This window comes from Pseudomonas sp. (genome assembly GCF_050739995.1).
Lineage (GTDB): Bacteria > Pseudomonadota > Gammaproteobacteria > Pseudomonadales > Pseudomonadaceae > Aquipseudomonas.
Window position 1 is genome coordinate 1 of record NZ_JBOICG010000225.1, and the last position, 5,352, is coordinate 5,352.

The 5,352-nt window shown below is 60.9% G+C and carries 4 protein-coding genes and 1 pseudogene; 2 read left to right on the forward strand and 3 right to left on the reverse strand.

Annotation, left to right across the window (positions count from 1 at the left end; translation table 11 throughout):
* Positions 1-1,242 (reverse strand): adenosylmethionine--8-amino-7-oxononanoate transaminase (locus tag ACRESD_RS07725; RefSeq protein ID WP_431750379.1); only part of this gene is annotated, 1,242 nt, incomplete at its 3' end.
* 273 nt (positions 1,243-1,515) lie between these two features.
* On the opposite strand from ACRESD_RS07725, the gene ACRESD_RS07730 reads away from it, so the two are divergent.
* Positions 1,516-2,067 (forward strand): cytochrome b, encoded by a 552-nt coding sequence (locus tag ACRESD_RS07730; RefSeq protein ID WP_431750380.1) that lies wholly within the window; start codon positions 1,516-1,518, stop codon positions 2,065-2,067.
* 32 nt (positions 2,068-2,099) lie between these two features.
* Positions 2,100-2,699: a YceI family protein gene (locus ACRESD_RS07735; RefSeq protein WP_431750381.1), complete on the forward strand. Its 600-nt coding sequence runs from the start codon at positions 2,100-2,102 to the stop codon at positions 2,697-2,699.
* Between the two features lie 158 nt (positions 2,700-2,857).
* Here ACRESD_RS07735 and ACRESD_RS07740 read toward each other — a convergent pair whose 3' ends face one another.
* Positions 2,858-4,735 carry a DEAD/DEAH box helicase gene (locus tag ACRESD_RS07740; RefSeq protein ID WP_431750382.1) on the reverse strand — a complete coding sequence of 626 codons (1,878 nt, stop codon included), beginning with the start codon at positions 4,733-4,735 and terminating at the stop codon, positions 2,858-2,860.
* 221 nt (positions 4,736-4,956) lie between these two features.
* A pseudogene (locus ACRESD_RS07745) lies at positions 4,957-5,352 on the reverse strand (amino acid ABC transporter substrate-binding protein); the annotation flags it as partial.

Sequence of the window (5,352 nt, forward strand, 5' to 3'; positions counted from 1 at the left end):
CCGCAGCAGTGCGCCGCGTTCCAGGGCGTGTTCGAACACCTTCAGGCCACGGCGCTCCTGCCAGGGGTAGGCGGTCTTGGTGGCTTTGTCCTGGACCATTTCGATGGCCAACACCATGCCGGTCTGGCGGACTTCCGAGACGTGGGGGTGGTCCACCAGGTGCGCAGTGGCGGTGGCCATGCGCTGGGCCAGGGCCTTGTTGTTTTCGATGACGTTGTCTTCTTCGAAGATATCCAAGGTCGCCAGTGCCGCGGCACACGCCAGCGGGTTGCCGGTGTAGCTGTGGGAGTGCAGGAAGGCGCGCAGGGTGGGGTAGTCGTCGTAGAACGCGTCGTACACGTCATCGGTGGTGATCACGGCCGCGAGCGGCAGGTAACCACCGGTGAGGGCCTTGGACAGACACAGGAAGTCCGGGCGAATGCCCGCTTGCTCACAAGCGAACATGCTGCCGGTGCGGCCGAAGCCCACGGCGATTTCGTCGTGGATCAGGTGCACGCCGTAGCGGTCGCAGGCTTCACGCAGCAACTTGAGGTACACCGGGTGGTACATGCGCATGCCGCCGGCGCCCTGGATCAGCGGTTCGACGATCACGGCGGCGACGGTGTCGTGGTTTTCCGCCAGGGTCTGCTCCATGGCCTGGAACATGTTGCGCGAGTGTTCTTCCCAGCTCATGCCTTCGGGGCGCAGGTAGCAATCCGGGCTCGGCACTTTGATCGTGTCGAGCAGCAACGCCTTGTAGGTCTCGGTGAACAGCGGCACGTCGCCCACCGACATCGCGGCGATGGTTTCGCCGTGGTAGCTGTTGGTCAGGGTGACGAAGCGCTTTTTATTCGGCAGGCCGCGGTTGAGCCAGTAGTGGAAGCTCATTTTCAGCGCGACTTCGATGCAGGACGAACCGTTATCGGCGTAGAAGCACCGGGTCAGGCCTTCAGGTGTCATCTGCACCAAACGCTCGGACAGCTCGATCACAGGCTGGTGGCTGAAGCCGGCGAGGATCACGTGCTCCAACTGGTCGACCTGGTCCTTGATGCGTTGGTTGATGCGCGGGTTGGCGTGACCAAACACATTGACCCACCAGGAACTGACGGCGTCGAGGTAGCGCTTGCCTTCGAAGTCTTCCAGCCACACGCCTTCACCGCGCTTGATGGGGATCAGCGGCAGTTGCTGGTGGTCTTTCATCTGGGTGCAGGGATGCCACAGCACCGCGAGGTCGCGTTGCATCCACTGGTTGTTCAAGCCCATCGGTTATCTCCTCGAAGCGGTCCTGCGGCAGGCGCAGGCGAAACAATCGCGCAAGCCTATGCAATGGCGGGCGGTGCCACAACCCATTGTGGGGGAATTCGCGTTAAACGCAGGACGATCTGTCACGTTTCTTAGGAATAGTCCTTAATCCATTGTTAACGTACTGTGCATACTGTCTAGATCGTATTTCTCGATATTTCAAAGCAAAAAATTGCGCTTTAATTCGATAGGTAAATCGCTAGTCTTGGGCACAGTTCTTACGGGATTAAGTACATGCAGCTACGCAACTCACCGGCCCGCTATGGTTGGGTCAGTATGGTCTTGCACTGGGGTGTTGCCCTTGTGGTATTTGGCCTGTTTGCCTTGGGCTTGTGGATGGTCGGCCTCGACTACTACAGCGCCTGGCGTAAAGACGCACCGGATCTGCACAAGAGTATTGGCATCACGTTGTTCGCCATCATGCTGGTGCGGATTGTCTGGCGCTTGGTCAGCCCGCCGCCACCACCGCTGGCCAGCTACAGTCGCTTGACCCGTATCGGTGCCGCATTTGGCCACGCGTTCCTGTATCTCGGGCTGTTTGCCGTGATGATCGCCGGTTACCTGATTTCCACCGCAGATGGTGTTGGTATCCCGGTGTTTGGCCTGTTTGAAATTCCTGCCGTGATTTCCGGTCTACCGGACCAGGCAGATACCGCGGGCGTGGTGCATTTGTACCTTGCCTGGGTGCTGGTGGTTTTCGCCGGTTTGCACGGCGTGGCTGCATTGAAACACCACTTTATCGATCGTGACGCGACCCTGACGCGAATGCTGGGGCGCAAAGCCTGATGTTCAACCTCGACTCACAAGGAATAGAAAGCATGTTGAAAAAGACCCTCGCCGCTTTGGCAATCGGTACTGCCCTGCTGTCCGCCGGTTCGGCAATGGCTGCCGACTACGTGATCGACAAAGAAGGCCAGCACGCCTTCGTCGACTTCAAGATCAGCCACCTGGGCTACAGCTACATCACCGGTACCTTCAAGGACCTGGACGGCAAGTTCAGCTTTGACGCGGCCAAGCCTGAAGACGCCAAGATTGAAGTCAACGTGCGTACCGCCAGTGTGTTCTCCAACCACGCTGAGCGTGACAAGCACGTCAACAGCAAGGACTTCCTGGAGTCGGGCAAATTCCCTGATGCCAAGTTCGTCTCCACCAGCGTCAAGCCAACCGGCAAAAATGCAGATGGCAAGCTGACTGCTGACGTCACTGGCGACCTGACCTTCCACGGCGTGACCAAACCTGTTGTAGTCAAGGCTACCTTCTTGGGCGAAGGCAAGGATCCATGGGGCGGCTACCGTGCCGGCTTTGAAGGCACCACTTCGCTCAGCCGCAAGGAGTTCAACCCAGGTGGCATGGACGTAGGTCCACAGTCCGACGTGGTTCAGCTGTACATCACCTTTGAAGGTGTGAAAGCGAAGTAATTTCTGTTTTTACACGAAAAAACCGGATCCTGAGATCCGGTTTTTTTATGCCCGGAATGCAATCGCAGGCAAGCCAGCTCCCACAGTTGACCTGTGTTGAGTCAAAAAAAAATGCCCCGTCTCGAAAGAGGCGGGGCATTTTTTATCGGCTTTGAAACTCAGCGGTTGCGGGTCAGCAACGCGGGTTTTTCACCACGAGGACGGCCTGGCAGTTGATCCAACTGCTCAGGTGTCGGGAAGCGATCAGCCTTCGACTCCTTGTGGATGATTTTCGGTGCCGGGCCACCACGCGGGTTCTGCACGGCGGGTTCGGACGAGCGTGGCTGGTCATCACGGGCTGGGCGGCGGTTGCGCGAGTCTTCGCGGCGAGCCTGGCCGTCACGAGGTGCACCATTGCGCGGGCCGTTGCGCTTGGCAGGTGGAGTACCGGTGGTACCGCCGCTGCTGTTGCGCGGACCGTTCTGACGACCGCCTTGCGGTTGACCGTTGCGTGGAGCACCCGCACCAGCGCCCTGTGCCGGGGCACCTGGGCGACGGCCGCGACCTTGGGCCGGCTTGGCCTGAGGTACGTAGTCGACGCGGTTACCGAAGTTATCGATATCGTCGTCCAGGAACTCGTCCGGGGCACGATCAGCGGCAGCACGTGGCGGCTGGCTCGGCTGGCGCTGTTCGCGGGCCGGAGTACCTTCACGGGGCTTCTGCTCGCGGGCAGGGCGTTCGCCACGGCCGCTGGAGGCAGATTTTTCCTTGCCTTTGTCTTTGCCCTTGTCGCGACGACCACCGCCACCACCGCCGCCGTTCGGGCCATCGCCCTTCGGACCGCGTGGGTTGCGTGGGTTGCGCACGTCCGGACGCTCGCGCGCTTCAGGCTTCTCGGCCTCCACGGCGCTGGCATCGAAGCCCATCAGGTCGCCGTCGGCGATCTTCTGCTTGGTCATGCGCTCGATGCTTTTCAGCAGTTTTTCTTCGTCCGGTGCGACCAGGGAAATGGCTTCACCCGAACGACCGGCGCGGCCGGTACGGCCGATACGGTGCACATAGTCTTCGTCGACGTTAGGCAGTTCGAAGTTGACCACGTGTGGCAACTGGTCGATATCCAGGCCGCGGGCGGCGATATCAGTGGCGACCAGGATGCGTACGGTGCCGGCCTTGAAGTCAGCCAGGGCCTTGGTGCGCGCGTTCTGGCTCTTGTTGCCGTGGATGGCGACGGCGGTGAGGCCGTGCTTGTCCAGGTACTCGGCCAGACGGTTGGCGCCGTGCTTGGTACGGGTGAACACCAGTACCTGTTCCCAGGCGCCGGCGGTGATCAGGTGGGCCAGCAGCGCACGCTTGTGGCTGGCGGCCAGGCGGAATACGCGTTGCTCGATACGCTCGACCGTGGTGTTCGGTGGCGTGACTTCGATGCGTTCCGGGTTGTGCAGCAGCTTGCCGGCCAGGGCGGTAATGTCCTGGGAGAACGTGGCCGAGAACAGCAGGTTCTGGCGCTTGGCTGGCAGGCGGGCGAGGACTTTTTTCACGTCATGGACAAAGCCCATGTCGAGCATGCGGTCGGCTTCGTCCAGTACGAGGATTTCCACGTGGGACAAATCGACGCTACCTTGGCCGCACAGGTCGAGCAAGCGACCCGGGCACGCCACCAGCACGTCAACACCACGGGACATGGCCTGAACCTGTGGGTTCATGCCGACGCCGCCGAAGATGCAGGCGCTGACGAACTTCAAGTCGCGGGCATACAGCTTGAAGCTGTCGTGTACCTGGGCGGCGAGTTCGCGGGTTGGGGTCAGGACCAGTACGCGCGGTTGGCGCGGGCCATGACGCTGGGATTTGTCCGGGTGACCGTTGGGGAACAACCGCTCCAGGATCGGGAGGGCGAAACCACCGGTTTTACCAGTACCTGTCTGAGCCGCAACCATCAGGTCGCGACCTTGCAACACGGCGGGAATGGCCCGCTGTTGCACCGGAGTAGGCTCGGTATAGCCCGCTGCCTCGATGGCGCGGACTAAAGCCTCGGAGAGACCGAGGGAAGCAAAGGACATGAGTAATCCTGTTTTAGTTAGGGCTTGGCCCAAAGGGATAATCTTGCCGGGCGTGAATGGCGCTTAGGGGAGCGCAACCCCGTCCGGTCCTGCTGCGTCTGGCGGGCACTCCACCGGCTCGCGCGGGCTGAAAGCTGCGCAGTAGCTGGGTTAGGTGCCTTTTTCAAGACCTCAGCGGCCGGGCGTGAGCCTGGCGGAAAGGCCGGAGTATAACAGAGCAATCACGGCGCGCTGCTTTCCTGGTGCTCAACGGTGCCTGTTGACGTTGTAATGGGGGCGATGTGCGCGTGGATACCGCCATATTTTGCGCTCAACACGGCGTAGGCCGGCTCTTGTTTGAAGCGCTTGAGCTCGGCGGCAAAGCGCTGCACCAGCAAGTCCATGCCCGCACCCCGGCGTACGGCCAAAAATTGCTGCTGGCGGCTGATCACCAACGGCGCCTGGCTAACCTTGCCCTCCAGGCCGAGGTTCTTGATGACGTGCTGCCCCACACGGCGGTCGGTGATCACCAAGTCGATACGGCCCAGCATGAGTTTGCCAAAGTTGGCTTCATGGCTGGGGGCCGGTTCGCGGTTGAAAGCCGTTGAGTCGCTGAACGCGTTGCCATAGAGGTAGCC